Source organism: Pseudoalteromonas sp. BZK2, from assembly GCF_014349195.1.
GTDB lineage: Bacteria > Pseudomonadota > Gammaproteobacteria > Enterobacterales > Alteromonadaceae > Pseudoalteromonas > Pseudoalteromonas simplex.
This window is the reverse complement of sequence record NZ_JACSOG010000016.1, coordinates 16,103-31,433: the sequence shown is the minus strand read 5'-3', so window position 1 is coordinate 31,433 and position 15,331 is coordinate 16,103. Positions and strand designations below refer to the sequence as shown.

18 protein-coding genes are annotated in these 15,331 nt (G+C 42.5%); 4 read left to right on the top strand and 14 right to left on the bottom strand.

From position 1 onward, the window contains the following. The first annotated feature begins 92 nt into the window (after positions 1 to 92). Positions 93 to 437 carry an Hpt domain-containing protein gene (locus BIZ38_RS11655; RefSeq protein ID WP_054552950.1) on the top strand — a complete coding sequence of 115 codons (345 nt, stop codon included), beginning with the start codon at positions 93 to 95 and terminating at the stop codon, positions 435 to 437. Positions 438 to 530: 93 nt separating this feature from the next. Continuing rightward, positions 531 to 1,748, top strand: a complete 1,218-nt coding sequence (locus tag BIZ38_RS11650; RefSeq protein WP_187490321.1) for a pyridoxal phosphate-dependent aminotransferase — start codon at positions 531 to 533, stop codon at positions 1,746 to 1,748. Between the two features lie 25 nt (positions 1,749 to 1,773). Here the strand turns inward: BIZ38_RS11650 and BIZ38_RS11645 are convergent, their stop codons facing one another. From BIZ38_RS11645 to BIZ38_RS11630, 4 genes are read right to left on the bottom strand one after another with little or no spacing between them, the layout of a single operon-like run. Continuing rightward, a complete protein-coding gene (locus tag BIZ38_RS11645) occupies positions 1,774 to 2,241 on the bottom strand; it encodes a glycine zipper 2TM domain-containing protein (protein ID WP_187490320.1) in 468 nt (155 codons plus the stop codon). A gap of 12 nt (positions 2,242 to 2,253) precedes the next feature. Continuing rightward, positions 2,254 to 2,865: a penicillin-binding protein activator LpoB gene (lpoB, locus tag BIZ38_RS11640; protein WP_054552953.1), complete on the bottom strand. Its 612-nt coding sequence runs from the start codon at positions 2,863 to 2,865 to the stop codon at positions 2,254 to 2,256. A gap of 10 nt (positions 2,866 to 2,875) precedes the next feature. After that, entirely contained in the window at positions 2,876 to 3,301 is a 426-nt protein-coding gene (locus tag BIZ38_RS11635) for a YcfL family protein (RefSeq protein WP_054552954.1), read from the bottom strand. Positions 3,302 to 3,309: 8 nt separating this feature from the next. Next, a complete protein-coding gene (locus BIZ38_RS11630; protein WP_187490319.1) occupies positions 3,310 to 4,674 on the bottom strand; it encodes a COG3014 family protein in 1,365 nt (454 codons plus the stop codon). Positions 4,675 to 4,808: 134 nt separating this feature from the next. Between BIZ38_RS11630 and BIZ38_RS11625 the strand changes: the two genes are divergently transcribed. Further along, positions 4,809 to 5,681, top strand: a complete 873-nt coding sequence (locus BIZ38_RS11625; RefSeq protein ID WP_262387602.1) for a DMT family transporter — start codon at positions 4,809 to 4,811, stop codon at positions 5,679 to 5,681. Between the two features lies 1 nt (position 5,682). Here the strand turns inward: BIZ38_RS11625 and BIZ38_RS11620 are convergent, their stop codons facing one another. From BIZ38_RS11620 to BIZ38_RS11590, 7 genes are all read right to left on the bottom strand, one after another. Beyond that, on the bottom strand, positions 5,683 to 6,363 hold the full coding sequence (locus BIZ38_RS11620) for a M15 family metallopeptidase (RefSeq protein WP_187490318.1): 681 nt from the start codon (positions 6,361 to 6,363) through the stop codon (positions 5,683 to 5,685). Continuing rightward, the gene (dapE, locus tag BIZ38_RS11615) at positions 6,360 to 7,490 is read right to left on the bottom strand and encodes a succinyl-diaminopimelate desuccinylase (RefSeq protein WP_054552957.1); all 1,131 of its coding nucleotides are present in this window, start codon (positions 7,488 to 7,490) and stop codon (positions 6,360 to 6,362) included. The genes BIZ38_RS11620 and dapE overlap by 4 nt, the downstream gene beginning before the upstream one ends. Next, positions 7,490 to 7,834, bottom strand: a complete 345-nt coding sequence (locus BIZ38_RS11610) for an ArsC family reductase (RefSeq protein WP_054561266.1) — start codon at positions 7,832 to 7,834, stop codon at positions 7,490 to 7,492. The genes dapE and BIZ38_RS11610 overlap by 1 nt, the downstream gene beginning before the upstream one ends. A 5-nt stretch (positions 7,835 to 7,839) precedes the next feature. Then, entirely contained in the window at positions 7,840 to 8,337 is a 498-nt protein-coding gene (locus tag BIZ38_RS11605) for a PTS glucose transporter subunit IIA (protein ID WP_054561267.1), read from the bottom strand. Positions 8,338 to 8,340: 3 nt separating this feature from the next. Continuing rightward, complete coding sequence (locus BIZ38_RS11600) at positions 8,341 to 8,733, bottom strand: ACT domain-containing protein (RefSeq protein WP_054552960.1); 393 nt, start codon at positions 8,731 to 8,733, stop codon at positions 8,341 to 8,343. A gap of 209 nt (positions 8,734 to 8,942) precedes the next feature. Continuing rightward, on the bottom strand, positions 8,943 to 11,099 hold the full coding sequence (gene pta / locus BIZ38_RS11595) for a phosphate acetyltransferase (protein WP_187490317.1): 2,157 nt from the start codon (positions 11,097 to 11,099) through the stop codon (positions 8,943 to 8,945). A 4-nt stretch (positions 11,100 to 11,103) separates the two neighbouring features. Next, positions 11,104 to 12,318, bottom strand: a complete 1,215-nt coding sequence (locus tag BIZ38_RS11590; protein ID WP_187490316.1) for an acetate kinase — start codon at positions 12,316 to 12,318, stop codon at positions 11,104 to 11,106. Positions 12,319 to 12,608: 290 nt separating this feature from the next. Between BIZ38_RS11590 and yfbV the strand changes: the two genes are divergently transcribed. Then, the gene (gene yfbV, locus BIZ38_RS11585; protein WP_054552963.1) at positions 12,609 to 13,055 is read left to right on the top strand and encodes a terminus macrodomain insulation protein YfbV; all 447 of its coding nucleotides are present in this window, start codon (positions 12,609 to 12,611) and stop codon (positions 13,053 to 13,055) included. On the opposite strand, the gene BIZ38_RS11580 is transcribed toward yfbV, so the two are convergent. From BIZ38_RS11580 to xthA, 3 genes are read right to left on the bottom strand one after another with little or no spacing between them, the layout of a single operon-like run. Beyond that, complete coding sequence (locus BIZ38_RS11580) at positions 13,052 to 13,849, bottom strand: putative RNA methyltransferase (protein WP_187490315.1); 798 nt, start codon at positions 13,847 to 13,849, stop codon at positions 13,052 to 13,054. The two genes, yfbV and BIZ38_RS11580, sit on opposite strands and share 4 nt — an antisense overlap. Next, complete coding sequence (locus tag BIZ38_RS11575; RefSeq protein WP_152967138.1) at positions 13,846 to 14,496, bottom strand: energy-coupling factor ABC transporter permease; 651 nt, start codon at positions 14,494 to 14,496, stop codon at positions 13,846 to 13,848. Before BIZ38_RS11575 ends, BIZ38_RS11580 begins: the two co-directional genes overlap by 4 nt. Then, positions 14,493 to 15,302, bottom strand: coding sequence for an exodeoxyribonuclease III (gene xthA / locus BIZ38_RS11570; RefSeq protein ID WP_138615750.1), 810 nt, complete (start codon positions 15,300 to 15,302; stop codon positions 14,493 to 14,495). Before xthA ends, BIZ38_RS11575 begins: the two co-directional genes overlap by 4 nt. Positions 15,303 to 15,331: the final 29 nt, after the last annotated feature.

Genomic DNA, 15,331 nt, shown 5'->3' with positions numbered 1-15,331 from the left:
TTAGTATACATGAGCTAGAGCTGTAATTTTGCATTTTTAAAGCAGACAGCTAAAATTGCGATTTAAATATTTGGTTTTATTAAGGGATAAAGATGACGACTATCACTATCGATGAAAGTGCGCTTGAAGGAATGGAGTCGCTACTGGGTGATCAATTTGCTGACACGCTTTCTTTTTGTTGTAGCGAGTTTCAAAGGTTAGGCTCTGAAGTGCACGCTAATCTTGGTTCAGACAACGAAGCTGCAGCGCGTCATGCTCATAGCTTAAAATCAAATGCTGCCCAATTTGGAGCCCAAAGTCTATCTGAGCTCGCTCAATCAATTGAGCATGCACTCAATGAAGGGAATGCTGATATAGCACAGCAAAACAGTGCAAGTATCGATCAGCAAGTTTCTGGCTCTGTAGAAAAATTACAAGCTTGGTTCGCTACTCGCTAAAAACTTGAATTTATTTCAGTTATAACCGCAAAAATCCTCTGGCGTGGTGGCCCCTTACTAGGTTAGTCTTAAGGCTAATTAGTAGAGGTAACCATGTCACAAATCAAAAAGAGTCACAAACTAGACGGTGTCTGTTATGACATACGTGGGCCTGTGCTTGCACAAGCTCGAAAAATGGAAGACGAAGGGCAAAAAGTATTAAAGCTAAACATTGGTAATCCAGCTGCCTTTGGCTTTGATATGCCTGAAGATATGCACAAAGATATCATTCGTAACTTATATTCAGCCCAAGGCTACTGTGACTCTAAAGGCCTCTACTCAGCCCGTGTGGCAGTCTATCAGCACTATCAGCAACGCGGCTTATATAACCTTGATGTCGATAATATTTATATCGGTAATGGGGTCAGCGAACTCATTCAAATGACCACGCAAGCACTACTTGATAATGACGATGAAGTGCTTATTCCTGCACCGGATTATCCGCTATGGACTGCATCGGTTAAATTAGCAGGGGGTAACCCTGTGCATTATCTTTGTGATGAAGAACAAGATTGGTTTCCTGATATTGCTGATATTAAATCGAAGATCACCTCAAAGACCAAAGCATTGGTGCTTATTAACCCAAATAACCCAACCGGTGCGGTATATAGCGATGATCTGTTGATGGAACTGATCAACATTGCTCGCGAGCATAAATTATTGTTATTGAGCGATGAAATTTACGAGAAAATCTTGTACGACGGTGTCAGCCACAGCTCAATTGGCGCACTGTGTGATGATGTACCAATTATCACCTTTAATGGCCTAGCAAAAACGTACCGCGCTGCGGGATTGCGAATGGGCTGGATGGTGCTAAGCGGTCGCACTAGCATGATGGACGACTTAAGCCGTGGCCTAGATATGCTGGCATCAATGCGCTTATGTGCCAATGTACCAGCACAATATGCTATTCAACAAGCTTTAGGTGGTGTGCAGTCAATCGATAACCTGATAAACCCAGGTGGTCGGCTTTACGTTCAGCGTGATATTGCATGGCGTGGTTTAAATGCAATTGATGGTATTAGCTGTAAAAAGCCTAAAGGGGCGCTTTACGCATTTGCGAAAGTGGATACGGCGCACTTTAATATTAAAAACGATGAGCGCATGATTTTAGATTTACTCAAAGCGGAGAAAATCTTATTAGTGCATGGTCGCGCTTTTAACTGGCCTGATCCTGATCATTTTAGATTGGTGTTTTTACCAAACAAAGATGATTTAACAGAAGCCATGAGTAAGATGCAGCGATTTTTCGCTGATTATCGACAAAGCTAAAGAAAGCGAGCCGAGGCTCGCTTTCTTAATACGCTTTATCAACACGCACCGTGTTATCATTGAGGTACACCAAGCGTACTTTATCACCTTGGCTAAACAGCATTTGGTTGTCTTTATCTTGCACAACCATAAATTGTTCGCCGCTTTCTACTTTGATCATTAATTCAACAAGTTGATATTGTATTACGCGACTGTTTTGTTGACGGTTGTGAGCAACAGAGCCACCAATCATCGAACCTAAAATGGTTGCTACAGTACGGCCACTACCGCCACCAAACTGATTACCGATTACACCGCCAATAAGTGCACCGCCAAAGGTTTCCCAGCCGTTGGTTCTGTCTTTGACCAGTTCTTGTTCGGTAATGGTTCGTACTGATTGTACTGAGCCAAATAACACCTGTTGTACTGGTACTGCTTTGTTACGCTGGTAGTCAGCATAACTAGGTGAGCTCAGTAATAAACAGCTTGCTAAGATTGCTACTAGGTATTTCATAAACCCTCCTGGCTACCAGCCAAAGGTTGATTTCTCACGTGTTTTACGGATTTCAGTTTCATCAGCCCACTCAACTAGGCCGCTTTTTAAATCCATTAAACGCATAGTGAATTTGTAATACACATCAGCCTTGTCAGCATTTGATTTAACAATGCTCGATAAGTTGCCGTATAACATATATTGCGCACCAACTTGCTGGCCAAAAGCGATAGCGGTATTTGGATCGACAAGTGGATCAACGTTTTGGAAATTAAGTTGTTCGCGCACAGCTTCAACACGGGTCATATCAACAAAGCGGAACTTACCACTACGTAATAACTGAGTTGAGATTGAATCGGTAATTGATTCAGTATCAATGTGCTCGCTCGTTTTGTTTTTAATACGCTCAACAAACACGATAGGGCGAGTATTTGCTGTCATGGTACCAACCACAGGTGAAGCAAGTAACGAGTCTGTCATTTGGCTTGCTACTTTTTGTAGATCCGTTGAGCCAAAATTGATATCTGTGGTTTCAACAGCTTGCGCATCACCATAGCTAACAACGGCTTTATTAGCACAGCCAGATAGTAACAAAGCGCTTGTCATTGCAACGGCCGCAGCCGACTTAACAGAAAGTAATTTCATTGTAGTATCCTTAATCTTCAAATTCTTGTGCTTCTGTTGACACTTCACGCACTGCAAGCGAGAAGGTGACAGCATTTGCTGTCGGGGCTAGGCCCGGTAATTGAGTTTTAGCAAATCCAAATAAAGTAATAGGTTGCCAAGGTGAGTGGTTGCCACGAATAACAAAGCCATCAGCGTCATACCAAGTAAATTGATATTGTAAGTATTGAGACTTTTTATATTGGCTTGCCAGTGTCACAACCACATCAGTTAAGCCGTTCGTTTGGCGTGTTTTTACATCTGTAATGGCTAATTTCTTGCCTAGTTCAGGGTTATTAACAATCAGTTGTTGGTTATACTGTTGTGATGCCTGCTCAACACCAATGCCAGAAGTGGTAGGGCGTGAGGAGCAAGCCGCAACAAGTAAAATGGTTAATAGTGGCACTAAGTATTTCATCATTGCTCCTAGAGTTGTACAACGTGTGTGTCGTAGTAGTTATTTATGGAGGTTAGAAAAATCAAGGTTAACCCTTGCTTACCAACCGTAAAAGTTATTTCGCCATGCCCTGGCACAGTTAAAGTGTGCTGACCTGTGGGCATTGGGTGCTGAGCAATGCTAAGTTGGCTTGGTAAAGTCAACCAGCTTCGTGTATCAGCTTGCTCAGATGCAACGTTATAAATGTTGGCTAAAATGTTACCAACATCGCCGCCACTTCTTGCTAACTCTGCACGTACCTTTTCTTTTGCTACCAGACGCATTACTTGTCGGGTTATTCTGCCAGCACTTTGATCCTTTAATGTCTTCGCCGCTAGCGCTTCGAGCCTAACAATGGGCGTCAGTGGCAAATTTTCGCCATCGAGAGTTACTGTTTTATCACTGGCCGCATAGGGCGCAGCGCGATAAACTGGCATGGCAACACTATAAAAGCGTGCATCGCCACGCGAAGTATAAATAGGTAACCGTAAATTAAACTCTTGCCTTGCTGGTATTAAACCTTGCTCTGCAATTACAATTACTTGGCCTGTGTTTGCTTGAGCTTGTTTTAATTTGCCAAAGCGTTTGCTAAATTCTTCAAAGTCCTGATCAAAACCTTGTTTTTTGGCAAGGCGTAACACTGCTTGCTGTAAGTAGCTATTCTCACTGTTTATTTCGAGCGCTTTCTTATAGTCGATATAGGCATCATCAAATTGTTTATCTGCCTCATAAAGTACGGCCGATAAATAAAACGTAAAAGCATTTTGAAAGCCATTTTTGACATTACCAATTAACTCGGCCATATCAGGGTAGCCTTCAGCGGAGTTTTCCGCTTGTTCATCAAGTACAGCTTGATTATCTTTTAGTGCATCTTCTTGCACTTTATTAGCGCGTCTAACTTCAACTAATGCAGATTCAAGTTGTTTATCAAATACATAACTCAGTGCTTTGTAGCTATGCAGCATGGTCATTTCATAGGCTGCTGGCTCATAACCAATCACTGAGTCATTGGTTAATAATGAATTTGTTTGCTCAAGGCCTGCACTTAGCTGTACTTTGGCTGCTTGACGCTTTTTTTCCATATTTTGATAAACAGCTTCAAAGGTCTCATTGGCCTGAGAATTTTGTTTAGCCAAAAACTCAAGACGGGCCGTTTCAAGCTGATTTAACAAATAGTTACTATGGCCTCGGCTGTTACTTGGCAAAAGCTGCTGAGCACTTGCTATGTTATTTTGAGAAACAGCTTGGCGCACAGGTCTTAGCTGCGTCGCATAATCTTGGAATAGATCAGTAATACCTATGGTACTGCAACCAGATAACAGTAAAGCAGCTCCAATAAATAAACGTCGATGCACTGAACACTCCTTTTAAACAATGTACTCAGATTAGCATACGCGGCTTAACCTTATATGATAAATTATGTAAAAAATCGTAAGTTAATAGACAACTTTCTGGTCTTTTTATTTTTTATGTTAAAGGAACACCGCATTTGTTAAGCACTGTACTGTATACCTTTATTGCACTTTGTGCGTTTGCAGCTAACTCTTTGCTGTGCCGAATGGCATTGCAAAGTGGTGATATTGATCCGTTAAGTTTTACCGTCATTCGCTTAGCGAGTGGGGCGTTTATGATGCTTGTTATACTTTTATGGCAAACAACATTATTGAGATCAAAATCACAATCAGCACAACCTTTAACCGACAAAGGTAGCAATATCAGTGCGCTTAGTTTATTTATTTACGCGCTGTGCTTTTCAGTTGCCTATGTTGATTTAAACACTGGCACAGGCGCACTTATCTTATTTTCAGCAGTACAGTTAACCATGATAGGCCATAGTGTTTTAAATAAAGAACCACTCAGTAAAGTGCAGTGGGGGGCTTTGTTTGTCGCTTTTGCGGGGTTTATATACTTAATGCTACCCTCAGCCACGGTGCCTTCTTTCATGCCGGCAATGCTCATGGCGTTAAGTGGTGTGGCGTGGGGTGTTTACAGTATTCGCGGAAAATCATGCAGCTCACCTTTGCAAGCAACCAGCTTTAACTTTCTAAGAAGTTTAATACTTGTGCCAATTTTAGTCTTTCTAGCCGTGGTTGATTGGCAGGGTATCACAGCAACTGGCGTTTATTTGGCGATAGCTTCAGGAGCGCTTGCATCTGGGCTTGGTTATAGCATTTGGTACATTGCACTACCTAGGCTTAAAAGTAGCCAAGCAGGTGTGGTACAGCTAACCGTGCCCGTGCTTGCCACATTAGCTGGGGTGGTGGTATTAGATGAGCAATTAACAGCGCGTTTAGTTGTAGCCAGCGCCTTAATTCTTGGCGCTGTACTGGTGTTTTTAATGGCTAAAAAGCGCAGAGTCTAGATTAGGGCTTATTAACATTTAATACGTAGCGTTCATACAGGGTGTTTAGTTCGGCTAGTATCGCTTGTTTGCCGCTAAGCTCACTTTGTTCAATACATTGCTGTAATGTTGCAACTGACAAATACTGCATCATCTTAGCAGCTGCACCAATATGACTAATATGCCAAGGCTCAGGGGCAACTCCACCTTTGTATTCTTGGTAAGGGCGATAAAAACCATACTTTTCTAGGTTATCGTCAAGCCATGCAGCAAGCTTGGCAAAGGGCCCTGTGGGCGAATACTCATCAGGGGTTAATTGCAGCTGGTAATCATCGTCAATAGGGCGGGTATCGTAAATGTCGAGGTCGGTACCAAAGTGGTGCCTACTTGCCCCAGGGAGTGCTGAGTAAAGCATAATAGCGTGGCACTTTTCAGTATCACTTAGGCTTTTTAAATCTACTGCTTGTTGCTCAAGGGTGTAAACTGGTCGAAGGCCCTGAAATTTAGCATTCCAAATTGCACTTTGACGATAAAAATCACGAAAGCTTGAGGCAATTGTCAGATCAATACCTGCTTCTTTTGCCCCTTGCTGCAGAGCTAAAAAATCATCGACAATATTACGATGCAAGCGATGATTTTGTAGCTCAACTAAATGTGAGCTACTCAACCCAGTGGCGCATTGCTTAAGCTCTGTTTGGTTCATGTAAGCAGCTGCTCTAAAATCACTTCGTAAATATCAGCAAGTTGAATTAAATCATCGGTGCTAACACATTCATCTACTTTATGAATGGTTTCATTACGCGGACCAAGCTCAATGACTTTGGCACCCGTTTGTGCAATAAAGCGACCATCAGAAGTACCGCCGGTGGTTTCAAGTGCGGTGTCGCGTCCAGTTACTTGCTTTATAGCGTGCACGGTGGCATCAACTAACGGGCCATGATCGGTTAAAAACGGTAGTCCATTAACAATCCAATTTAGCTCGTAATTGAGGTTGTGTTTCTCAACAATATCAACCACTCGTTGCTGTAGCTGTTGGTGAGTTACTTCGGTGCTAAAACGAAAGTTAAATTGAATTTCAAGTTCACCTGGGATCACATTACCAGCACCGGTGCCACCGTTAATATTCGAAACCTGAAAACTCGTTGCAGGGAAAAATTCGTTACCTTGATCCCACTCAGTTTGACTCAGCTCAGTTAACGCAGGAGCAGCTAAATGAATTGGGTTTTGCGCTAAATGCGGGTAAGCAACATGGCCTTGCACACCTTTCACAGTTAAAAAGCCAGTTAATGAACCACGACGACCATTTTTTACCACATCGCCAAGTACATCTCGTGAAGATGGTTCGCCAACGAGGCATAAATCAATCTTCTCACCTCGTGCTTCAAGGGTATCGATAACACGGGTTGTGCCGTTGATAAACGGGCCTTCTTCATCAGACGTAATTAAAAACGAAATTGACCCTTTATGATCTGGGTGTTTAGCGACAAAACGCTCGGTGGCAACCACCATGGCAGCTAAAGAGCCTTTCATATCGGCTGCACCGCGGCCATGTAACATACCGTCTTTTACCTGTGCAGAAAAAGGAGGGTGCTGCCAATTTTTTTCAGGACCTGTTGGTACAACATCTGTGTGACCAGCAAAACAAAAATGCGGTGACGCATCTCCCTTACGAGCCCAAGTATTCAAGGTATCAGTGAAAAACAGTGATTCAATATTAAAGCCTAGTTTTTCAAGGCGTTCGTTCATTAACGCTTGGCAACCAGCATCTTCAGGCGTTACTGATTCACGCTGAATAAGCGCTTGAGCAAGTTCAATAACAGGGTGAGTCATTAGGCAAAAATCTCATCGTATTGAGCGGCTTTAAAACCTAAGTGGTATTGGCCGTTATGCACAAGTACCGGGCGCTTGATCATCGCAGGTTGCTCAACCAGCAATGCTAATGCAGATTCTTTATCTAGGTTTTGCTTTTGCTCATCAGATAATTGACGGTAAGTTGTGCCGCGTTTATTAACTAAGTCTTGCCAATCAATGTGCGCTGCAAACTCATTAACTAGCTCAGCACTAATGCCGTCTTTACGGTAATCATGGAAAGTAAATTCTTGATTGTTATCAGTTAAATATTTTTTGGCTTTTTTAATTGTATCGCAGTTGCTGATACCGTACATGATAGTCATAAATTCTACTTTTTAGTTACAGTGAGTAATGTGTCTACCCCAGCAGTGACCTGAGATAGTGAATAATATAGGGGTCCAAGGTGTTGGCTATTGAGAACGCACAGTGTGCCAAGCATAGGACTGCTCAGCTCGCGTAAATCAAAATAGGCTAATCGTTCACCTTTGCTAATTTTACTGCCGTTTAATTTAGCAATATTGGTGTGGTTGATATGTTCTTCAACCGATGAAAACGATAAGTTTAATAAAACTTTTAAACCGTTTTTTGCCTGTAAAATGTATTCTTTACCGGCATTTTTAACTTGTAATAGGGTGCCATCGAATGGCGCGATGATGTTGTGGCTAGTTAGTTCAACACTAATCCCTGGGCCAAGGGTGGCAAAACGAAAAAATGGCTCAGGGTGCTCGCTAATGCTTTTTACACGCCCAGTAAATGGGCTTTTAATGGCCATGCAGCGTGCTTTTCTGAGGCTGCGTTCGGGTAAGTATTGAACTTCGTTAGTCATGGCTTATTTAACATCACCTAGCACATGGTAACCGTCTTTTTTCAGAGCTGTAATGGCTTTGGCCATACTTTGCTTTTTCACCAATACATAATCGGTATCGTAAGTTGATAATGCAAAAATCGAAATTGACGCTTTTGCTAGCACGCCAGAAATGTTCGCCATAATACCTGTTAATGAAAAACCAAGTGGGCCAATGACTTCCAGTGCTTGCCAGTCGGTTTCTTGGTCTAGACTGTCGAGCTGGAAACTACTTGGGCAGACAATAGACAGCTCATCAGCCGTTTTTGCAATAAAGAAAATAGCTTGTTGGAGTAAGGCAGGGTCAATCGTTGCATCGACATCTAAACTATGAATGGTAAGTTCTTCACTATGAAGTTGTAACGTTTGTTTTGACATCTGCGATCCTATCTTTGAAGCCTTTGAATTTATAGTATAGGTAAACAAAGTTAAGATAAAGCGCAATAATTTTGATTGCTGAGGTTTTGCCCAATATCGCTGTTGAGGTTGTCCACAGATTCTGTGGATAAATATGGGAATAGGTCAGTATAAAGAAGGTAATAGGCTAATTTATAAAGGTTTTATAAATTAGCCTAAATTTTGAAGGGTTAATTTTCTAAGCTTTCAACTTGCTTAGCTTGAATCGCTGTAAGGGCAATGGTGTAAACAATATCGTCTACTAATGCACCACGACTCAAGTCATTTACCGGCTTACGCATACCTTGCAGCATAGGGCCAATACTAATTAAATCAGCACTACGTTGTACGGCTTTATAAGTTGTATTACCGGTATTTAAATCAGGGAATACAAACACCGTTGCTTTACCTGCAACCGGGCTGTCTGGTGCTTTCTTAATTGCGACGTTTTCCATAATTGCAGCATCATACTGAAGCGGGCCATCAATCACTAAATCAGGGCGCTTTTGCTGGGCAAGTTTAGTGGCTTCACGCACTTTTTCTACGTCAGCACCTGAACCCGAAGTCCCCGTACTGTAGCTGATCATTGCAACACGAGGTTCAATACCAAACGCAGCCGCTGAATCAGCTGACTGGATCGCGATATCGGCCAGTTGCTCTGCCGTTGGGTCTGGGTTGATTGCACAGTCACCGTAAACCAGAACTTGATCAGGTAACAACATAAAGAACACTGACGATACCAACGATGAACCTGGTGCAGTTTTAATTAACTGTAACGGCGGGCGAATCGTATTCGCTGTAGTGTTAACAGCACCTGACACTAGGCCATCTACTTTGCCTTGCTCAAGCATCATAGTACCAAGCACCACGTTATCCAGTAGTTGTTCTTGAGCAACCACTTCTGTTAAGCCTTTGTTTTTACGAATTTCGACCATAGGTGCAACGTAATCGTTGATCACATCACCTGGCTCAACAATAGTTACGTTATCGTTAAGCTCAACACCTTGTTGCTCAGCGATACGTAAAATCTCTTCTTTGTCACCAAGTAAAATTGTTTTTGCAATGCCACGTTGACCACAAATTGCCGCAGCTTTAATTGTGCGCGGCTCATTACCTTCTGGTAAAACAACCGTTTTATTCGCTTGACGAGCTTTATCTGTCAGTAAGAAGCGAAACGCTGGTGGAGACATTTTACGAGTACGACCAACACTTTGTGCCAGGCTGTCTAACCAGTCAGAGTCAATATGGCTGGCGTTGTGATCTTTTACTTTATCGATACGTTGGTCATCATCACACGGTACTTCCATATTGAAGTTGTGCAGTAATAAAGATGTGCGCCATGTATCTTCTTCTGTAGCAAGAATTGGCAGGCCAGTATCCATCGCTTGTTCGCATAATTTCATTATGCGATCTTCAGGTTTAAAACCACCGGTTAATAAAATAGCCCCAAGCTTGGTACCATTCATAGCCGATAAACAAGCGGCAACGAGTACATCAGAGCGATCGCCCGGAGTAACCAGTAGTGCACCTGGGGTAAAGTGGCTTAAAATATTCGATACAGTACGAGCACAGAAAGTAACGCGACGTAAACGACGGTGAGCCATGTCGCCTTCATTAATAACTTCAGCCTTTAGGTATTCACATAAATCACGCACACGCGGCGCCACTAGGTCGAAATCCCACGGGATTGAACCTAATAACTTAAATGGGTGTTTTCTGAAAATAGGCAGTGATGCTAAACGGTTTAATTCGTTTTCAAGTTGCTCAGGCTCATGGGCCTCAACAAGGTCTGCACGTGCGCGACCTTCGTCATCTAAAGGAGCATTTACTTTATTGAAAATACAGCCTAGCACGCGAGGGTGGTTAACACCGCCATAGTTGCCTGAGGCGATTTCTAAACGGTCTTCAATTTGGTCGTTGCTATCGTTACTAGGCGTTAAAACAAAAACAATATCAGCACCCAGTGTTTGCGCGATTTCACGGTTTACACGGCCTGCATAAGGCTGACGGCGTGTTGGCACCATACCTTCGATAATAGCAATTTCGTCTTCTTTAATAGTGCTTTCAAAGCGCTCTACGATTTCTTCTAGTAAATCGTCGCCTTTACCATCACCAATCATTTGTTCTGCATAGCTAAGCTCAAATGGTGTTGGTGGATTAATAGGCGAGCCATGGGTGACAATTTGCGTCGACTTTTCAGGGCCTGTATCGCCAGAGCGTGGCTGTGCAATTGGCTTGAAAAAGTTCACTTTGAGCGCTTTTTGCTCAAGCGCACGCACTAAACCAACAGAAACAGATGTTAAACCAACCCCAGTCGAAATAGGGATCAACATAATTCTACGTGCCATTTACTTAACCCTCCTTTGCAATGCGGGCTGCATCGTTAGCAATAACCCATTCTTCGTTGGTCGGGATCACAAACGCTTTAGCATGCGTTTGGCCTTTTGAAATTAAGCCTTCTTTACCAAAACGTGCCGCTAAGTTTGCAGCTTCGTCACACTCAAGGCCTAAAAAGCCTAATTGGGTGATCACTTTGTCTCGAATGATATCTGAGTTTTCACCAATACCACCGGTGAAAATAAGTGCATCAAGGCGCTGCACAGGCACTAAGAATGCGGCGATTTGTTTTGCTAAACGGTAGCAAAAAATATCGAGTGCAAGGTTCGCTTGCGGGTGGCCTTCAACGGCGGCTTCTTCAATAGTGCGACAGTCATTTGATAGTTCACTAATACCTAACAGGCCACTTTGCTTATTAAGTAAGTCATCAATTTCTTGCACTGAATAATTTAGTTGCTGAGTTAAAAACGTGAATAAACCCGGGTCGATGCTACCACTGCGCGTGCCCATCACTAAGCCTTCAAGCGGTGTTAAACCCATACTGGTATCAACACTCTTACCATCTTTAATCGCACATACCGAACAACCATTACCTAAATGTGCACTGATCACATTGGTTTGCTCGCGCTCTTTGCCTAATAATTTTGCAGCTTCACCTGCAACATAATAATGGCTCGTGCCATGGAACCCATAACGTCTTACACCATGCTCTTTATAAAGCGAGTAAGGTAGGGCGTATAAGTAAGCAATATTTGGCATGCTTTGGTGAAATGCTGTATCAAATACAGCAATTTGTGGCAGCGCTGAGAACGCTTGCTGTGCAGTGCGAATGCCTAATAAGTTGGCTGGGTTATGAAGTGGAGCAAGTGCGGCTGTTTTTTCGATAGCTGCAAGTACATCATCGTCAATAAGCACAGATCCAGTGAAATGCTCACCACCGTGCACAACACGATGACCCACAGCAATTAAATTATCTGCAAGGCCTAGCTCATTAACTAGCTTCACAAGCTCAGCAATTGCTGCATCGTGGGCTTGGCCCTTTGCAAGCTCAATAAGTTGTTTTTCACCATTATATTTATATTTGATTGAAGGCGTGTCTGAGCCAAGGCGCTCAGCTAAACCAGAAATAACTTCGTCAGAAGTGGCGGCATCTAAAATGGCAAATTTTAAACTTGAACTACCACAGTTCAGTACTAAAACATGTTGTGGTGAGCAAAGGGGCGTCGACATAGCTAGGTCCTAAAAGTACGATATCAGTCAGTGTATATTAAGGCTTGATAATTAGAATTCTTTGCCAGTATAGTAAATAAGTATTTTGTTGCTACACTTAACAAAGCTAGGCTGTAATTATACTAAAGTCTGGTTGACTTAAGCCGATAACATTTTATCTCATTTAGACTTTAAACGTTAGTCTCCTAACCATTAATTTGGTATTAAAACTAGGACAGGTTTTGCAGGGATTGTATCCGGGAGTGTGTTACACTCGGTTGTGAAACAAGTTGAAAACCCTAGGAGTGATGATGCAAAAAGGTGTCATGTCACAAGTGCAAACAGGTCGTCAGTACGCTAAAAAATGGCCGATGCGACAAGAGCTCGCTCCATTGTTTGCCGAATTTAGAGTGATCAAGGCCACTGATCTGGCAATTACAGTGATGCCAATATTGGCAATGCTGACCGTATTTATGCAAGTTAATTACTTAGGTAGTGATTATTTTCCACAAGCTATCACGATCGCGCTTTTCTTTTTATCACTACCGCTGCAAGGTTTGTTGTGGCTAGGCCGCCGTGCAGAAACCCGTTTAGAGCCAGCAATGCTAAGTTGGTATACCGAGCTGCACAGTAAAATGAAGGCGCATGGTTATCAGTCACAATTAACGACTGAAAAACCACGCTACACTGACTTAGCTCAATTATTAAAAGATATGTTCGAAAAAATGGATAAAGCCTTCACTAAAGAACACTTCTAATCGCGAATAAACTGGCTCACATAAAACGATAACGTTACTTTTTGTGGGCCTTGCTGCTCTATCTGTTGCCAATGTTCTGGACGAAACTTCCACGCAAACGGCGTCATCATAATTAAATGTTTAATCTCTTCGACAGACAACAGCACCTGTTGCTCTAACAAGTTTATCGACTCTTTGCTAAAGCCTGCTGGTGGTTCTATCTCTGTATGCGGTTTCACATCAGCATAAATAAACGCTTTTAACTCTTTAAGGTGCCAAGGCCCAGGGCTTGCAACAATTAAACTAGCTTGCGGCTTGGCAAGGCGGGCAAGCTCTTGTGCAAATAAAGGGGCAAACACACTAACAAGCACATCAGCCTGCGCATCTGCAAAAGGGGCTTGGCTAATCGACGCGACACTAAAATGCGCATTTTCGTAACGCTTAGCGGCGTATTTGACCGCGGGCTTAGATATATCAACACCATATACATCGGCACTCGACTGTGCAGCTATAGCTTGAGTATAAAAACCTTCACCACAGCCTAAATCAATAACAGAACTTGGTTCGATAGATGCCACTAACTCAGCTAAAGCCTGCTGTAAAAACAAATAGTGTCCGGCACTTAAAAAAGCGCGGCGAGCCTGCACCATTTCAAGGTTATCGCCCGGTTGTTTCGACTTTTTATTTTGCACGGGAAGTAAATTGACATAACCCTCTTTGGCGATATCAAAACTGTGGTTATTGTCACAACGGTAAGTTTTGTCGTTTAGAGTAAGTTCAAGTTTGCAAAGCGGGCAGTGATAGTGAAGACTCATGAGTCTAAATAGTCCTTATCATAAAAGGTTTTAACCCAATGAGGGCGATAGGTGATCATCAAGGTAATGGCCATGCCATTGAGCATTGCTTCAGGAAACCAAATTATGGCACACAGAATCAGATAATTTTCTGAAATCTCAATAAAACTGTAATCACCAAGCAAGTAATAAAACACACCGCTGGTAAGTATTTTAATACAGGCGATAACAGCAGCGGTTAAAAACGCGCATAAAAAGATATAAATAAAAAAGTGTCTTGGTAAATAGGTATAGCAAATTACAAAGCACAGATAGCTCAACGTAATTGGAATGAACGCTGTAAATAACAAATGCACAGGCAATAAACTGATTGGCAATTGTGCAACCAGCACTAACAACAAACTCGCCAAGGTACTTGCAAAAATAGCCAGTCGCCAACCTAAAATTAGGGTCACTGCAGTAACCCCTAAAATATGCAATTCGAGGCCTGGCAATATCCCCGCTTTAATGCGCCACAGTACCGCAAGTACTAAAGCACATGCGAGCACACCAACTTGTCTTATTGGCGTTGCCAATAATTGTGATGCGCTTTGCTTATCAAAGCTGAGCCAGAGTATTATAGCCACACAGCTCCACAAAGGGAGCTGCCATTGCAATGTGTCTATCATGCGTTAAATGTTGACCAAATTGGCGCATGATCAGATGGTTTTTCGATACCTCGCAATTCGTAATCGATACCAGACTCAACACAACGCTCAGCAAGAGCTGGAGTTGCTAAGATCACATCAATACGTAGACCACGGTTGTCATCAAAACCTTTTGAGCGGTAATCAAACCACGAGTATTGCTCAGTTTTTTCTGGGTAAAGTTCACGGAAGGTATCTTTAAAGCCCCAGTTTAATAAAGTGCTTAACCATTCACGCTCTTCAGGTTGGAAAGAACACTTACCTGTTTTTAACCAGCGCTTACGGTTTGGTTCACCAATACCAATGTCGAGATCGGTCGGTGAAATATTAATGTCGCCCATCACAATAACATCTTGATCAGCCGTGTGGTTATCTTCTAAGTGAGTCATTAAATCTTTATAGAACTGACGCTTATAAGGGAATTTGGTTTCGTGGGCAATATTATCCCCTTGCGGGAAGTAGCCATTCATCACCGTTAGGTCACGACCATTTTCTTGTGTCACGGTAACACTGATCATACGACGCTGTGATTCGTCGGTATCGGTTGCAAAGCCTTTAACAACTGATTTTGGCTCTTGTTTACATAACATTGCCACGCCGTAATGTGCTTTTTGACCGTGAAAATAAACGTGATAACCCATTTTTTGCACATCTTCGAGAGGGAAGGCCTCATCATGTACTTTGATTTCTTGTAAGCCAATAATATCTGGTTGATGTTTATCAATTACGGCTTGCAATTGGTGTAAACGAGCGCGCAGGCCGTTAATGTTAAATGAGATTACCTTCATGGTGCACCTATTATTTTTGTTTCAGTGTT

Bases quoted from the DNA above. Each gene is read 5' to 3' on its own strand.
- BIZ38_RS11655 (WP_054552950.1), top strand. From the start codon at position 93: ATGACGACTATCACTATCGATGAAAGTGCGCTTGAAGGAATGGAGTCG.
- BIZ38_RS11650 (WP_187490321.1), top strand. From the start codon at position 531: ATGTCACAAATCAAAAAGAGTCACAAACTAGACGGTGTCTGTTATGAC.
- BIZ38_RS11645 (WP_187490320.1), bottom strand. From the start codon at position 2,241: ATGAAATACCTAGTAGCAATCTTAGCAAGCTGTTTATTACTGAGCTCA.
- lpoB (WP_054552953.1), bottom strand. From the start codon at position 2,865: ATGAAATTACTTTCTGTTAAGTCGGCTGCGGCCGTTGCAATGACAAGC.
- BIZ38_RS11635 (WP_054552954.1), bottom strand. From the start codon at position 3,301: ATGAAATACTTAGTGCCACTATTAACCATTTTACTTGTTGCGGCTTGC.
- BIZ38_RS11620 (WP_187490318.1), bottom strand. From the start codon at position 6,363: ATGAACCAAACAGAGCTTAAGCAATGCGCCACTGGGTTGAGTAGCTCA.
- dapE (WP_054552957.1), bottom strand. From the start codon at position 7,490: ATGACTCACCCTGTTATTGAACTTGCTCAAGCGCTTATTCAGCGTGAA.
- BIZ38_RS11610 (WP_054561266.1), bottom strand. From the start codon at position 7,834: ATGACTATCATGTACGGTATCAGCAACTGCGATACAATTAAAAAAGCC.
- BIZ38_RS11605 (WP_054561267.1), bottom strand. From the start codon at position 8,337: ATGACTAACGAAGTTCAATACTTACCCGAACGCAGCCTCAGAAAAGCA.
- BIZ38_RS11600 (WP_054552960.1), bottom strand. From the start codon at position 8,733: ATGTCAAAACAAACGTTACAACTTCATAGTGAAGAACTTACCATTCAT.
- pta (WP_187490317.1), bottom strand. From the start codon at position 11,099: ATGGCACGTAGAATTATGTTGATCCCTATTTCGACTGGGGTTGGTTTA.
- BIZ38_RS11590 (WP_187490316.1), bottom strand. From the start codon at position 12,318: ATGTCGACGCCCCTTTGCTCACCACAACATGTTTTAGTACTGAACTGT.
- yfbV (WP_054552963.1), top strand. From the start codon at position 12,609: ATGCAAAAAGGTGTCATGTCACAAGTGCAAACAGGTCGTCAGTACGCT.
- BIZ38_RS11580 (WP_187490315.1), bottom strand. From the start codon at position 13,849: ATGAGTCTTCACTATCACTGCCCGCTTTGCAAACTTGAACTTACTCTA.
- BIZ38_RS11575 (WP_152967138.1), bottom strand. From the start codon at position 14,496: ATGATAGACACATTGCAATGGCAGCTCCCTTTGTGGAGCTGTGTGGCT.
- xthA (WP_138615750.1), bottom strand. From the start codon at position 15,302: ATGAAGGTAATCTCATTTAACATTAACGGCCTGCGCGCTCGTTTACAC.